The 13,602-nt window shown below is 72.7% G+C and carries 14 protein-coding genes and 1 tRNA gene; 8 read left to right on the forward strand and 7 right to left on the reverse strand.

Translation table 11 applies throughout. From position 1 onward, the window contains the following. Nucleotides 1–3 precede the first annotated feature (3 nt). Nucleotides 4–77, forward strand: a tRNA-Met gene (locus tag OG599_RS23085). 122 nt (nt 78–199) lie between these two features. Here OG599_RS23085 and OG599_RS23090 read toward each other — a convergent pair. Continuing rightward, nucleotides 200–622 carry a Fur family transcriptional regulator gene (locus tag OG599_RS23090; protein ID WP_327177885.1) on the reverse strand — a complete coding sequence of 141 codons (423 nt, stop codon included), beginning with the start codon at nt 620–622 and terminating at the stop codon, nt 200–202. A 154-nt stretch (nt 623–776) separates the two neighbouring features. Between OG599_RS23090 and OG599_RS23095 the strand changes: the two genes are divergently transcribed. Next, on the forward strand, nt 777–2,246 hold the full coding sequence (locus OG599_RS23095; protein ID WP_327180152.1) for a catalase: 1,470 nt from the start codon (nt 777–779) through the stop codon (nt 2,244–2,246). Between the two features lie 97 nt (nt 2,247–2,343). On the opposite strand, the gene OG599_RS23100 is transcribed toward OG599_RS23095, so the two are convergent. The 6 genes from OG599_RS23100 to OG599_RS23125 form a co-directional block, all read right to left on the reverse strand. Then, entirely contained in the window at nt 2,344–2,745 is a 402-nt protein-coding gene (locus tag OG599_RS23100; RefSeq protein WP_327177886.1) for a CBS domain-containing protein, read from the reverse strand. A 207-nt stretch (nt 2,746–2,952) separates the two neighbouring features. Then, nucleotides 2,953–3,753: a histidinol-phosphatase gene (gene hisN / locus OG599_RS23105; protein ID WP_327177887.1), complete on the reverse strand. Its 801-nt coding sequence runs from the start codon at nt 3,751–3,753 to the stop codon at nt 2,953–2,955. A gap of 99 nt (nt 3,754–3,852) precedes the next feature. Beyond that, on the reverse strand, nt 3,853–4,176 hold the full coding sequence (locus OG599_RS23110) for a DMT family transporter (protein ID WP_327177888.1): 324 nt from the start codon (nt 4,174–4,176) through the stop codon (nt 3,853–3,855). 132 nt (nt 4,177–4,308) lie between these two features. Next, complete coding sequence (gene rsgA, locus OG599_RS23115) at nt 4,309–5,325, reverse strand: ribosome small subunit-dependent GTPase A (protein ID WP_327177889.1); 1,017 nt, start codon at nt 5,323–5,325, stop codon at nt 4,309–4,311. Nucleotides 5,326–5,328: 3 nt separating this feature from the next. Next, the gene (aroA, locus tag OG599_RS23120; RefSeq protein WP_327177890.1) at nt 5,329–6,675 is read right to left on the reverse strand and encodes a 3-phosphoshikimate 1-carboxyvinyltransferase; all 1,347 of its coding nucleotides are present in this window, start codon (nt 6,673–6,675) and stop codon (nt 5,329–5,331) included. Nucleotides 6,676–6,815: 140 nt separating this feature from the next. Continuing rightward, nucleotides 6,816–7,529 carry a M50 family metallopeptidase gene (locus tag OG599_RS23125; protein ID WP_327177891.1) on the reverse strand — a complete coding sequence of 238 codons (714 nt, stop codon included), beginning with the start codon at nt 7,527–7,529 and terminating at the stop codon, nt 6,816–6,818. A gap of 53 nt (nt 7,530–7,582) precedes the next feature. Here OG599_RS23125 and OG599_RS23130 point away from each other — a divergent pair, with 53 nt between their 5' ends. The 6 genes from OG599_RS23130 (at nt 7,583) to OG599_RS23155 (ending at nt 13,548) form a co-directional block, all read left to right on the forward strand. Continuing rightward, nucleotides 7,583–8,398, forward strand: a complete 816-nt coding sequence (locus OG599_RS23130) for an SOS response-associated peptidase (protein WP_327177892.1) — start codon at nt 7,583–7,585, stop codon at nt 8,396–8,398. Nucleotides 8,399–8,429: 31 nt separating this feature from the next. After that, entirely contained in the window at nt 8,430–9,089 is a 660-nt protein-coding gene (locus tag OG599_RS23135; protein WP_442809510.1) for an alpha/beta hydrolase family protein, read from the forward strand. Nucleotides 9,090–9,462: 373 nt separating this feature from the next. After that, complete coding sequence (locus OG599_RS23140; protein ID WP_266708915.1) at nt 9,463–10,119, forward strand: sigma-70 family RNA polymerase sigma factor; 657 nt, start codon at nt 9,463–9,465, stop codon at nt 10,117–10,119. Beyond that, entirely contained in the window at nt 10,116–10,436 is a 321-nt protein-coding gene (gene rsrA / locus OG599_RS23145; protein ID WP_266708917.1) for a mycothiol system anti-sigma-R factor, read from the forward strand. The genes OG599_RS23140 and rsrA overlap by 4 nt, the downstream gene beginning before the upstream one ends. A gap of 254 nt (nt 10,437–10,690) precedes the next feature. Then, complete coding sequence (locus OG599_RS23150; protein WP_327177894.1) at nt 10,691–12,160, forward strand: HD-GYP domain-containing protein; 1,470 nt, start codon at nt 10,691–10,693, stop codon at nt 12,158–12,160. Nucleotides 12,161–12,255: 95 nt separating this feature from the next. Further along, entirely contained in the window at nt 12,256–13,548 is a 1,293-nt protein-coding gene (locus tag OG599_RS23155; RefSeq protein WP_442809706.1) for an HD-GYP domain-containing protein, read from the forward strand. Nucleotides 13,549–13,602: the final 54 nt, after the last annotated feature.

Raw genomic sequence — 13,602 nt, forward strand, 5'->3', positions numbered from 1 at the left:
CGACGCGGGGTGGAGCAGCTCGGTAGCTCGCTGGGCTCATAACCCAGAGGTCGCAGGTTCAAATCCTGTCCCCGCTACTGAAAGACGAAGGCCCGGATCCAGTGGATCCGGGCCTTTGTCGTGTTCGGGTGCGCAGACGCGCGAAGAAGACCGGCCGGTGAGGAACCCCGGCCGGTCACCTGTGCGTGGTGGGTGGCTGTCAGGCGGTCGTCGCCGCGCAGTCCGGGCAGAGACCGCGGTAGGTCACCTCGACGCCCGACACCGTGAAGCCGAAGCGCTCCTCGGCCGGCAGGTCCGCCAGCGGATTGCCGGTGGGGTGGACGTCGCGGATGGCTCCGCAGCTCGCGCAGACCAGGTGGTGGTGCGGGCGGCGGGCGTTCGGGTCGTACCGCTTGGCGCGGCGGTCCGTGGAGACCTCCAGCACCTCGCCGAGCGACACCATCTCGCCCAGGGTGTTGTAGACGGTCGCCCGGGAGATCTCGGGCAGTCGGTCCACGGCCCTCGCGTGCACCTCGTCCGCCGTCAGGTGCACGTGTTCGCCGTCGAGGACCTCGGCGACCACGCGGCGCTGCGCCGTCATGCGCCAGCCGCGTCCACGGAGTCGTTCCAGCAGGTCACTCATGACATCAGCGTAACAGTGAGCGGAGGCGAGTCCCGAACTGATGTGACTTTGGATGTTGGCTTGACTTGGACGAAGTCCATTGTAGGATCGAATCCGGCAGAAGCCGAGGGAACGGCCGTGCGTGCCGCCGGGGGACGGCGGGCGCGCGGCGGACATCACGCAGGAGGCGCACGTGACGCAGGGACCGCTCACCACGGAGGCCGGAGCGCCGGTCGCCGACAACCAGAACAGCGAGACGGCGGGCATCGGCGGTCCGGTCCTCGTGCAGGACCAGGCGCTGCTGGAGAAGCTCGCCCACTTCAACCGGGAGCGCATCCCGGAGCGCGTGGTGCACGCCCGCGGCGCCGGTGCGTACGGCACCTTCACGCTGACCCGTGACGTCTCGCAGTGGACGCGCGCCGCGTTCCTCTCCGAGGTCGGCAAGGAGACGGAGACCTTCCTCCGCTTCTCGACCGTCGCCGGGAACCTCGGCTCCGCCGACGCCGTACGCGACCCCCGCGGCTTCGCGCTGAAGTTCTACACCGAAGAGGGCAACTACGACCTCGTCGGCAACAACACCCCGGTGTTCTTCATCAAGGACGCCATCAAGTTCCCCGACTTCATCCACACCCAGAAGCGCGACCCGTACACCGGCTCGCAGGAGGCGGACAACGTCTGGGACTTCTGGGGGCTGTCGCCCGAGTCGACCCACCAGGTCACCTGGCTCTTCGGCGACCGGGGGATACCGGCGACGCTGCGCCACATGAACGGGTACGGCTCGCACACCTACCAGTGGAACAACGAGGCCGGCGAGGTCTTCTGGGTCAAGTACCACTTCAAGACCGACCAGGGCATCAAGAACCTCACCACCGAGGAGGCCAACCGCCTCTCCGGCGTCGACCCCGACAGCCACCAGCGCGACCTGCGCGAGGCCATCGAGCGCGGCGACTTCCCGTCCTGGACCGTACAGGTGCAGATCATGCCCGCGGCGGACGCGGCGACCTACCGCTTCAACCCGTTCGACCTCACCAAGGTGTGGCCGCACGGGGACTACCCGCCGGTCGAGATCGGGAAGCTGGAGCTCAACCGCAACCCGGAGAACATCTTCGCCGAGGTCGAGCAGTCCATCTTCAGCCCCGCGCACTTCGTGCCCGGCATCGGCCCGTCCCCGGACAAGATGCTCCAGGGCCGCCTCTTCGCGTACGGCGACGCCCACCGCTACCGCGTCGGCATCAACGCCGACCACCTGCCGGTGAACCGCCCGCACGCCACAGAGGCGCGGACCAACAGCCGCGACGGCTACCTCTACGACGGCCGTCACGCCGGTTCGAAGAACTACGAGCCGAACAGCTTCGGCGGCCCGGCCCAGACCGGCCGGCCGCTCTGGCAGCCCGTCCCGGTCGACGGAACCACCGGCAACCACGAGGCGCCGAGTCACGCCGAGGACGACGACTTCGTGCAGGCGGGCAACCTCTACCGGCTGCTCTCCGAGGACGAGAAGGCGCGGCTGATCGACAACCTCGCCCAGTTCATCGCCAAGGTCTCGCGCGACGGGATCGCCGAGCGCGCGGTGAACAACTTCCGCCGGGCCGACGGCGACTTCGGCGAGCGGCTGGAGGACGCGGTCCAGGCCCTGCGCGCCTGACCACCGACCGCGTCGCACCGCGTACGCCAGGACGGGCCGGACACCACCCATGGGTGTCCGGCCCGTCCTCGCTGTTCCGGCGCCCCGGAAGCTCTGGTCAGCCGGCCAGCTCGACCGGGTGGCGGCGGACCGGGGCCCAGCAGCGGATGATGTCGCGGACCGACACCAGCCCGACCGGGCCGTCGTCGTTCAGCACGATCAGATGACGGAACCCGCCGTGCGTCATGGCCTCGGCGGCCTCTTCCAGGGTCCAGGTGGGGGCGGCGAAGACCACGTCCGTGGTGGTGTGGCCGGCCACGGCCTCCCGGTCGGGGTCCTGGCCGAGCCCGACCGCGTCGAGGACATCGCGTTCGGTGATGATGCCGAATCCGCAGGTGTCCGGGTCGTGGACGACGGCGGCCCCGACGCGGCGGGCCGACATCAGCGCGGCTGCCTGGCGGAGTGTGTGGGTGGGGCCGATGGTGAGCACCACGGTGGTCATGGCGTCTCGGACCAGCATGACGGGGGCACCTCCTTGGTGGAACGGCCGGAACGTGAGCCGATTCACAAGTTCACAAGCGGGGGTTTCAGGATGGCACCCCGCCCGGGACCCGACAAGAGGTGCGCGAGGCGGCCACAGGGCGTGCGCGCGCACGCCCTGTGGCCCCCGGGCGCCCCGGGCGCTCCGCCGACCGGGTCCGTACCCCCTGGCCCGGCGGTGCGGCCGTCAGTAGCGCTGGTTGAGATAGCCCAGCAGTTCGTCGTGGAGCAGGCCGTTCGACGCGGCCGCGTTGCCGCCGCCCGGGCCGGGGACGCCGTCCAGGCCGGTGAAGCTGCCGCCGGCCTCCTGCACCACGATCGCGGTGGCCGCCATGTCCCAGAGCGAGAGCTCGGGCTCCGCGCACATGTCCACGGCGCCCTCGGCGACCATCATGTACGACCAGAAGTCGCCGTATCCCCGCGTCCGCCAGCAGGCCCGCGACAGGTCGAGGAAGCCGTCGAGCCGCCCCTGCTCCTCCCAGCCGGTCAGCGAGGAGTACGCGAAGGAGGCATCCGAGATCTGCCCGACCTGCGAGACCTGGAGCCGGGTCGCGGCGGTGAGGCTGCGGCCGGAGAACGCGCCGGACCCCTTCGCCGCCCACCAGCGCCGGTTGAGCGCGGGCGCGGAGACCACGCCGACCACCGGCTGGAAACCGTCCTCGCCCGCCTCCATCAGCGAGATCAGGGTCGCCCAGACCGGTACCCCGCGCACGTAGTTCTTGGTGCCGTCGATCGGGTCGATCACCCAGCGCCGGGGGCCGGTGCCCTCCAGCCCGTACTCCTCGCCCAGGATCGCGTCGCGCGGGCGGGCCCGGTGCAGATGGCCGCGGATCAGCTCCTCGGCGGCCTTGTCGGCCTCGCTCACCGGAGTCATGTCCGGTTTGGTCTCCACCTTGAGGTCGAGAGCCTTGAACCGGTCCATCGTCGCCGCGTCGGCGGCGTCCGCCAGTACGTGGGCGAGTCGCAGATCATCGTGGTAGTCGGGCATGCCGTCACAGTATCCAGCCAGGTCCGCGCGGGGCCACACGGCCCGGCGCCACCCGGACGGAGCACGTCTCCCGGTCGGAGCACACGCGTGCGGCAGAGGTCAGTGCGCCGAGCCGGAGAGCTGGAGGCCGATCACGCCGATGATCACCAGCGAGATCGAGACGAGCTTCAGTACGGACACCACGTCGTCCAGGAAGACCATGCCGTAGATCGCCGTACCGGCCGCCCCGATGCCGGTCCACACCGCGTAGGCGGGGCCCACGTCGAGCTTCCGCAGGGAGAGGGTCAGCAGGCCGAAACTGGCGAGCGCGAACGCCGCGAACGCGATCGTCGGCCAGAGCCGGGTGAAACCGTGCGAGAGCTTCAGACACACGGCGAAGCCGGTCTCCAGCAGTCCTGCGACCACGACCAGCAGCCACGCCATCGTCCGTAGTCCTCCGCCTCGGTGACCGGTCCGCCTGCTCGCTGCGATTATGCCCCTACCACCGTCGCACGGTCGCAAACGTGCGCGAGTCGCGGCGGGCGGACCCGCCGGTGATACCGGTGCGCTCCCCAGTCAGTCGCCCTCGCGGCGTTCGCGCGTCGCCAGCAGCCGGCGCAGCGAGTAGAGCCGCGCCGGGTCGGCGTGTCCGCCGGCCACCCACGCGTCGAGCGCACACTCCGGCGCGTTGTCGTCGTGGGTGCAGCCGCGCGGGCAGTCCTCGGTGCCGGGCTGGAGGTCGGGGAACGCGTTGATCACCCGGGACGGGTCGATGTGGTGCAGCCCGAACGAACGCACGCCCGGAGTGTCGACCACCCAGCCCATACCGTCGGGCAGCGGCAGCGCCAGCGCCGACGTGGTGGTGTGCCGGCCCCGCCCGGTGACCGCGTTGACATGGCCCGTCGTACGCCGCCGGTCCTCCGGCACCAGGGCGTTGACCAGCGTGGTCTTGCCGACCCCGGAGTGCCCGACGAAGGCGGTGATCTTGCCGTTCAGCTGCTCGCGCACCCGGTCGGCCGCGTCGCCGTTCGCCAGCTCGTCCCGGTTGGTGACGATGAACGGCACGCCCAGCGGGGTGTACGCCTCCAGGAGCTTGTCCGGGGAGGCCAGGTCCGACTTGGTGAGCACCAGGAGCGGGGTCAGCCCGCCGTCGTACGCGGCGACGAGGCACCGGTCGATCATGCGCGGGCGCGGCTCCGGGTCGGCGAGCGCCGTGACGATGGCGAGCTGGTCGGCGTTGGCCACCACCACCCGCTCGAACGGGTCGTCGTCGTCGGCCGTGCGCCGGAGCACCGAGCGGCGCTCGCCGATGCGGACGATCCGCGCCAGGGTGTCCTTGTCGCCGGAGAGGTCCCCGACGATCGACACGGTGTCGCCGACCACGGCGGCCTTGCGGCCCAGCTCGCGGGCCTTCATCGCGACGACCGTGCGCCCCTCGACGAGGCAGGTCAGCCGGCCCCGGTCGACCGTGAGGACCATGCCGTCCTCGGCGTCCTCGTGCTTGGGCCGGGTGTGGGTGCGGGGGCGGTTGCCCTTGCGGTTCGGGCGGACGCGGATGTCGTCCTCGTCGGGGTTCTTCCCGTAGCGGCGCATCTTCTAGGCCCCGGCACCGAGCATGCCGGTCCACATGTCCGGGAAGTCCGGCAGCGTCTTCGCGGTCGTCCCCACGTTCTCGATCTCCACCCCGGGCACCACCAGGCCGATGATCGCCCCCGCCGTCGCCATCCGGTGGTCGTCGTAGGTGTGGAACACCCCGCCGCGCAGCGGGCGCGGCCGGATGTGCAGGCCGTCCGCCGTCTCGGTGACATCGCCGCCGAGCTCGTTGATCTCCTTGGTGAGCGCCGCCAGCCGGTCCGTCTCGTGCAGCCGCAGATGGGCGACCCCGCGCAGCGTGGACGGGGAGTCGGCGAGCGCCGCGACGGCCGCGATGCCCGGCGTCAGCTCGCCGACCTCGCCGAGGTCCGCGTCGATGCCGTGGATGCGGCCCGAACCCTTGAAGGTGAGGCCCTGCGGGGTCAGCTCGCAGGAACCGCCCATCGCGGTGAACAGCTCGCGCAGCGCGTCCCCGGGCTGCGTGGTGCGCTCCGGCCAGTCGCGTACGGTGACGCGCCCGCCGGTCACCAGGGCGGCGGCCAGGAACGGCTGGGCGTTGGAGAGGTCGGGCTCGATCGTCAGGTCGCGGCCGAGCAGCGCCGAGGGGGAGACCCGCCAGACGTCCGGCTCGCCGCCCGTCTCCGGCTCGTCCACCTGGGCGCCGACCGCGCGCAGCATCTCCACCGTCATCCGGATGTGCGGCATCGACGGCAGCGACGAGCCCACGTGCCGTACCTCCACGCCCTGGTTGAACCGGGGGGCGGAGAGCAGCAGCGCGGAGACGAACTGCGAGGAGGCGGAGGCGTCGATGCGTACCGGACCGCCCTCCAGCGCGCCCGCGCCGTGCACCGTCAGCGGGAGCGAGCCGCGCTCGCCGTCCTCGATCCGGGCGCCGAGCGTCCGCAGCGCGTCGATGACGCCGTGCAACGGACGCTCGTAGGAACGCGGGTCGCCGTCGAAGTGGACCGGACCGTCCGCGAGCGTGGCGACCGGGGGCAGGAAGCGCATGACCGTACCGGCGTTGCCGACGTCGACGGTGACCGGGCCGTGCAGCCCGGCGGGGATGACCCGCCACGCCTCGCCGGTGACGTCGGGGCCGCCGGTGGCCGACGAGCTCGACGACACCGTCTCCTCGATGCCGACGCCCATCGCGCGCAGCGCCTGGGCCATCAGCAGGGTGTCGCGCGAGCGCAGCGGGCGACGCAGCCAGCCGGGCTCGGCGGCGAGGGCGGCCAGGACCAGCGCGCGGTTGGTGACCGACTTGGAACCGGGCACGGTGACGGTCGCGTCGACGGGGCCGCTCGCGTGGGGGGCGGGCCAGAGGGCGGGGTGCACGGAACTTTCGGTCATGCCCTCACTTTAGGGCCTCTCGTCGGGCCCGTGCCGGGCGCGAGGGGCGGGGTGGTCGGCACGGGCCCGACGAGAGGCCCTGAGGGCCGGTCCGGCAAGCGGCTCCCGGACGGGCCGGCCCGGGGCGTCGCACGCGCCGGTCAGACCCCCAGCAGCCAGCGTCCGCCGCCGATGAGCGAGCAGAGCGACACCGCGTGGAAGAGGAACAGCCAGAGCCAGGCCGGGGCGTCCGTCAGCCGGGCCAGCTGGTCCGCGTCGGAGTCGGGGGCGCCGCCGTGCCGCCGCTTGGACTGGAGCTCGAAGACCGGCCGGACCCCGCCCATCAGCAGGAACCAGACCACCGCGTACGCGAACGCCGACTGTACGGCGGCCGAGGTCAGCCAGGAGACCAGCAGGAAGAGGGAGCCCGTGAAGATCACGGTCAGCGCCCCGTACAGATTGCGGATCATCACCAGCATCACCGCGAGCAGCGCGGTGGCCAGCCACAGCAGCAGCGTGATGCGGCCGTTGGTCAGCAGCCAGGCGCCGCCGAGGCCGAGCAGCGAGGGCGCGGTGTAGCCGGCCGCCGCGGTGAGGATCATGCCGATGCCGGTCGGCTTGCCCCGGCTGACGGTCAGCCCGCTGGTGTCCGAGTGCAGCCGGATGCCGGAGAGCTGCCGCCCGGTGAGCAGGGCGATCAGCCCGTGGCCGCCCTCGTGGGCGATGGTGATCGAGTTGCGGGTCAGCCGCCACAGCGCGTTGGGTACGACGGCGACGAGCGCGGCGGTCGCGGTCACCACCACCAGCCACTGCTCCGGCGCGGGCTGGGTGCCGAACACCCGGTCCCACAGGGCGCCCAGTTCGTTGCTGTCCATTGCGGCTGGGACTCCTTGCGGCGGGTGCGGGGTTTCGTGGCAGGCTGGCAGACATGTGCGGACGTTATGCGGCGAGCCGGCGGCCCGAGGACCTGACCGGACTCTTCCAGGTGGAGCGGTGGGACCCGGACGAGACCCTGGACCCCGACTGGAACGTGGCGCCGACCAAGGAGGTCTACGCCGTACTCGAACGTCCCTTGAAAGACGCGGCGGACCGTCGTCCGGTTCGCCAGCTCCGTACCCTCAAGTGGGGCCTCGTACCCTCCTGGTCCAAGACGCCGGAGGGCGCCGCGCGGATGATCAACGCCCGCGCCGAGACCGTCCACGAGAAGCCCTCCTTCCGCAAGGCCTTCCTCCAGCGCCGCTGCATCCTCCCCGCCGACGGCTACTACGAGTGGATGACCGGCGCCGACGAGCGGCAGATGGAGGAGCAGGGGAAGAAGAAGCGGCCCCGCAAGCAGCCGTACTTCGTGACCCCCGCCGACGGGTCCGTCTTCGCGATGGCCGGGCTCTACGAGTTCTGGCGCGACGCCACCCTCCCGCCCGACCACCCGCAGGCGTGGTGGGCGACCTGCTCCGTGCTCACCACCGAGGCGGAGACCACCGCGCTCGCCGTCGCCCCCGCCGAGGGCCCGTCCGCACTCGCCGACATCCACCCCCGGATGCCCCTGATGCTGACCCCCGACCGCTGGGACGCCTGGCTCGACCCCGCGCGCACCGACAGCGAGGAGCTGCGCGCGCTGACCGCCCCGCCGGAGGGCGGACTGATGCGCGCCTACCCCGTCGCCACCGCCGTCAGCAACGTCCGCAACAACGGCCCCGAACTCCAGGAGGAGCTGGCCGCGCCCGAGGAGGCCACGCTGTTCTGACGGCGGCCCGGGCACCGGCAGGATGGGGCCCATGAGCAGCGAGCGAAGCGCCCGGACCGGGCGGCCCGTCACCGTCACCACCCCCGCGGGGGAGGCCCGGATCACCTGGTTCCCCGCGCCCGCCGCCCGGCTGGTGCTGGCCCTCGGCCACGGCGCCGGCGGCGGCATCGAGGCGCGGGACCTGGCGGCCCTGGCCGCCGCCGCACCCGGACACGGGGTGAGCGTCGCCCTGGTGGAGCAGCCCTGGCGGGTCGCGGGCAAGAAGGTCGCCCCGGCCCCGAAGACCCTGGACACCGGCTGGCGGGCGGTCTGGCCCGAGCTGGCCGCCCCCGGCCTGCCGGTCGTCGCGGGCGGGCGCAGCGCCGGGGCTCGGGTCGCCTGCCGCACGGCCGCCGAGCTCGGCGCCCACGCCGTCCTCGCGCTGAGCTTCCCGCTGCACCCGCCCGGCAGACCCGAGAAGTCGCGTGCCGACGAACTGCTGGGCGCCGGCGTCCCCACCCTGGTGGTGCAGGGCGGCAACGACCCCTTCGGCCGCCCCGCCGAATTCCCCTCCGGTACGTACGAGATGGCCGAGGTCCCGCACGGCGACCACGGCTTCGCGGTGGCCAAACGCTCCGGCCTGACGGAGGCCCAGGCGATGGAGGTCCTGACCGGCGCCGTCACCGGCTGGCTGGACCGGCTCCCCGCCTGAGCCGTCCGGCACCTCGCGGGAGTGGTCCCTGTCACACCCCGCCGGGGGCCCGCGGGCGTGGGGAATGCGGGCCGAGGGGCCGCTGTTGTTCGGTACATCGGCGCCCGGTACGCCGAGGCGATCGGTACACCGGCACCTCCGGTACACCGGCACACGTCTTTCTGGTTGTGGAGAGGGAGTCCGTCGCATGGGTTCGACCATCTGCCCGCGTCGCTCGAACGCCGCGGATCTGGAGTGGACGGTGCTCCACGCACCGAAGAGCACTCCCGAGCGCGCGCCGGGCGGAAGCGATCGACCGTACGCGAGGAACCAAGGTCGACTATTCTCCGAGGCGAGCGGGTCCGGTTTCGGCCCCGCAACAGCGTTGGAGGAGGTGGGTCCGGTCACTGGTAACGACACAGGGACCGACGACGGCCGCCCGGAGGAGACGACGGACGAGCGGAACGCACGTTTCGAGCGGGACGCGCTCGTCTTTCTCGACCAGATGTACTCCGCGGCGCTGCGCATGACGCGCAACCCCGCGGACGCCGAGGACCTGGTCCAGGAGACCTACGCGAAGGCGTACGGCTCCTTCCACCAGTTCCGCGAGGGCACCAACCTCAAGGCGTGGATGTACCGCATTCTCACCAATACCTTCATCAACTCGTACCGCAAGAAGCAGCGTGAGCCCCAGCGAAGCGCCGCCGAGGAGATCGAGGACTGGCAGCTGGCGCGGGCCGAGTCGCACATGTCGACCGGGCTGCGATCGGCCGAGTCCCAGGCTCTCGACCACCTCCCGGACTCCGACGTGAAGTCGGCGCTCCAGGCGATCCCCGAGGAATTCCGCATAGCGGTCTATCTCGCGGACGTCGAGGGCTTTGCCTACAAGGAGATCGCGGACATCATGGGGACTCCCATCGGTACGGTGATGTCCCGACTGCACCGCGGACGCCGCCAGCTGCGCGGCATGCTGGAGGACTACGCCCGCGAGCGCGGGCTGGTTCCCGCCGGCGCCGGTGAGTCGGACGATCGGAAAGGCTCGGCCTCATGAGCTGCGGAGAGCCGCACGAGACGGACTGCTCAGAGGTTCTCGACCATCTCTACGAGTTCCTCGACCACGAGATGCCCGAGGGCGACTGCACCAAGTTCGAGACGCACTTCGGTGAGTGCTCCCCGTGCCTGGAGAAGTACGGCCTGGAGCAGGCCGTGAAGAAGCTGGTCAAGCGCTGCTGCGGTCAGGACGACGTCCCGACCGACCTGCGCTCGAAGGTGATGGGACGGATCGACCTGATCCGTTCCGGCCAGGCCGTGCCGGACCAGGACGTGTCGCTGGGCGACACGGGCCGTCCGGCGGCCACCGCCGAATAGCGGGACGACCAGAACGACGCCAGGGAGGCGCACCGCGCGGGACGCGGTGCGCCTCCCGGCCGTTGTGGGGCGTATCCGGCGGACGCCGGCCCTTTTTGAGGGCTTGCCGGGAAGCAACGCCTTGATTCCCCGCCCTCGGCATGCGGCCCCCGGCCGCATCACTCGAACGCGCTAATCAGGATCGTTGCGCCACCTGTGCTCCGTCCACTCGCTAGCGTGACGCCTCCATCGACCACGCGGGGGCGGGTGCAGGCATGAGGAGAACACCGGTCGCGGCACGCGCGTTCATCGCGGCCGTGGCGGTCTGCGCCCTGGGCTGCCTCGGTCCCGTACTCACCCAGGTCCCCTGGACCGGACAGGAGGGTGCCGGGAGCGGCGGGGCGCCGGTGGCCTGGCGCACCCTCGGCCTGCTGGCCGCGGTCTACCTGGTGGGCGAACTCCCCGGCCGCTGCCCCTTCTTCGGCGAGCGGGTACCCGTCCGGGCCGGATCGTTCTTCCCGTTCCTGTTCGCCGCCGCCTTCCTGCTGCCGCCCTCGGCCGCCGCGCTCGTCGCCGTACCCGGAGCGCTGGCCGGCCGGGTCGAGCACCGGCCGGCCGCCGCACGCCGGATCTGGCGGGCCGCGCAGTTCGCGGTCACCGTCTGGGCGGCCTCCTCGGTCTACGGGGCGCTCGCCGGCGCCGGCGCGCTGGGCGGTCCGCACGGGCCGGGCGGGCAGCGGGGCGCCGCACCCGACTTCCCGTACGTGCTGCTGCCCGCCTGCGCCGCCGCTCTCGTCTTCAGCCTCGTTCTCGCCCTGCTCGACGGCGCCATCCGGATACCGGCCGAACACCTCCCCGTCAGGAGCGCCTGGCGCGGGCTGTTCGCCTCCTCGGCGGGGCCGCACCTCGTGCACGCGCTCGCCGGGCTGATGATGGCGGTGCTGTGGCGTGGCCCGTACGGCCCGCTCTCCTCGCTCTTCGTGCTGCTGCCGATGTACATCTCCTGCTGGGTCTTCGCCCAGTACCACCGGGAGCACGCCGCGCACCGGGCCACCATCCGCGCCCTCGTGCAGGCCGTCGACATCAAGGACACCTACACGCGGGGCCACAGCGAGCGCGTCGGCCGCGCGTCCGTCCTCATCGCCCGCGAGATCGGCATGGCGCCCGAGCGGGTGGAGGCCCTCCGCTTCGCCGGCATCCTGCACGACGTGGGCAAACTCGGCGTACCGACCCGGGTGCTGCGCAAGGACGGGCCGCTCACCCCGGAGGAACGCCGGGTCATCGAACTGCACCCCGAGTACGGCCACGAGATCGTGCGGGGCATCGACTTCCTCGACGAGGCCAGGGCGGCGATCCTCCACCACCACGAGCGGCTGGACGGAACCGGCTATCCGCACGGGCTCCGGGGCGCCCACATCCCCGAGTTCGCCCGGGTGGTCGCCGTCGCCGACGCCTTCGACGCCATGACCTCCAACCGCTCCTACCGGCGCGGGCGCCCGGTGGACGCCGCCGTGGCGGAGCTGCGCCGCTGCGCGGGCAGCCAGTTCGACCCCCGGATGGTGCGGGCCCTGGTGCGGGCCGTGGACCGGTACGGCTGGTCGGCGGCGACGGTCGCGGTGACCTCGGACGAGACCACGCTGCCGCCCCCGCGCGGCCAGGCGCCGGTCGCCGGCGGAGCGGCGGGCGCGGCTGGAGCGGCGGGCGCGGGCCGAACCGCCGAGGGCGACGGAAGGAGCGAGCGGTGACCGGCTTCCCAGGGTTCTCCGGCTTCTCCGGTTTCTCCGGCCTTCCAGGCTTCTCCGGTTCCTCCGGCGGTGGGACGCCGTCCGCCGTCCGCGTGCTGCGCGTCGCCGCCCTCGCGCTGACGGCCGTCGCCGTGGTCCACACCCTCCGGTCCGGGCTCGCCGAACCCGGCCACGCCCTCGCCTTCGGCGCGCTCGTCGCCCTCGGCGAGCTGGCACCGGTGGCCCGGCACGGGCAGGGCGCGCGGGCACGGGTGCCCGGCGAGCGGGAACCCGCGCCGCTCGGCGCGGCCGGGGCCCTCGCGTACGCCCTGCTCGGGCGCAGCGCCGGGGAGCCGACCGGGCAGGGGGTGCTCCAGGTGATCACCGTCGTCGTCGCGGCCCAGCTCCTCGCCGCCGTGCCGCTGCTGGGCCGGGTGCCGAAAGTCCCGTCCGTCCGGCGGCGTCCGGCACGCGGCTCGGTGCGCGGCGGCGGTCCCGAGCTCGACCGGGCGGCCCGCCGGGTGCTGACGGTGGCCTTCGCCGCCGTCTGCTTCCAGCCCTTGCGGGACGCCGAGCAGTTCACCGGGGTGTTGGGGGAGGGGCCCGCGTACGCCGCCTTCCTGGTCGGGCTGTTGGGGCTGACGGCGCTGTGCGACGCGGTGCTCGCCGCGTTCGTGGAGGCGGCGCGGACCCGCTACCCGTACGGCTCGCACCTGCGCGACGAACTCTGCGGGCTGCCCGGCATCGGGTCGGCGGTCTGCGCGACCGGCGCGGTGATGGCCCTCGGGGTGGCGGTCGCCGGGCTGTGGGCGCTGCCCGTGGTGTGCGTCCCGCTCCTCCTCACCCAGGTCTCCTTCAGCCGGTACGCGGCGGTCCGCGCGACCTACCGGCAGACCATCGCCTCGCTGGCCCGCGCCACCGAGGTCGCCGGGTACACCCCGCCCGGCCACGCCCACCGGGTCGCCGAGCTCTCCACGGCGGTCGGGCGCGAGCTGGGGCTGGCGGGCAGCGAGCTGACCGTGCTGGAGTACGCGGCGCTGATGCACGACATCGGCCAGCTCTCCCTCGTCGATCCGCTGGCGGACGGGGCCACCGCCCGGCTGCCCGCCGCCGAGCAGCGCCGGATCGCGCTGCTGGGCGGGGCCGTGGTGCGGCAGACCGGGGTGGACGCGAAGGTGGCGGTGGTGGTGGAACGGCAGGCGGACCCGTACCGGGAGCAGCCGCTCACCGCGCGGATCGTCCGTACCGTCAACGCGTACGAGGACCTGCGCGGGGAAGGCGTGGGAGGGGCTCTGGAGGCCTTGGAGCAGTTGCGCATCGGCACCGGCCGCGACTACCAGCCGCAGGTGGTCGAGGCCCTGGCCGGAGTCCTGGCGAGGGGCGGCCCGCCCCGGGTACGGACGGGGTAACCCATGGGTAATGAGCGGGCGTCCGGCCGGGCATGGTTGGATGCGAAAGAAGAG

Source organism: Streptomyces sp. NBC_01335 (assembly GCF_035953295.1).
Taxonomy (GTDB): Bacteria; Actinomycetota; Actinomycetes; order Streptomycetales; family Streptomycetaceae; genus Streptomyces.